The 805-nt window shown below is 55.8% G+C and carries 1 pseudogene; it reads left to right on the top strand.

The window, feature by feature from the left end:
- Nucleotides 1–550: 550 nt before the first annotated feature.
- A pseudogene (locus NKJ11_RS33710) lies at nt 551–805 on the top strand (hypothetical protein); the annotation flags it as partial.

The following is an 805-nucleotide window of genomic DNA, read 5'->3' as shown; positions in this document are numbered from 1 at the left end:
CATGAGGCACTCGACCTCGGAAAGGACCATGACCCCGGCGATGGCAGTGCGAGATCCGGATTGACAACTACCCGCAATTAAAGGGCCGTTTGACATCCGGATCCTGGCCTCCCCGCGAAGGCTCTCCTCGCGCAAACTTCCTTCGGGGCTGGCCCCTTCCCTCCACGCATCTCGTTTCTTTCGACGGTTTCATCAAACTATGAACCAATCCGACTCCCGACCTTAGCTCGGACAGCAACTCCGGCAGTGCGTTGCTGCTGCCCCCCACTGGAGACCAATCCAGCGGACCCGGTCGCCTCTCATGTCCATTCTGGGAGGGCGACGTGCATCGATATTGCCGGAGTGTCGAGTACGCGACACGGTGATGTTCGACTTAGCCTCCTACTGCACTCTCATGTAAGCAATTGAGTTCATGTGCAGAAACTCGCTTTTATGGCCTCTGCTCAGCCTGGCACGACTTTTGAAACGTCTCTCGTGAGGTGGCAGGAGCTGGCGAGCGATATTTATATCGTGGGTGAGATTGCGATCACTGGAGAAGAAGAGAAGCAGCATGTCAGGTCAGGCAGCAAGTGCAGAGCACGGCAGAATTCAGGGGGCGAAGTACGATTTCACGGCAACCTACAATCGCAGGTGGCCGCACGCCTATTTTCGGGGGTGTTTGGCCCTGGACTATATGCTTCCAGATCGGGCGAAGCAGATCTTCGAAAGGGTCTTCGCCGATTATCGACGCGTTCGAAACAAGACGAAGTTAAAGATAATCGATGTCGGTTGCTCCTATGGTGTCAACGCCGCCTTGCTGCGAACC

This window comes from Mesorhizobium sp. M0243 (genome assembly GCF_040321775.1).
Taxonomy (GTDB): domain Bacteria; phylum Pseudomonadota; class Alphaproteobacteria; order Rhizobiales; family Rhizobiaceae; genus Mesorhizobium.
This window is presented reverse-complemented; position numbering and strand designations above follow the sequence as displayed.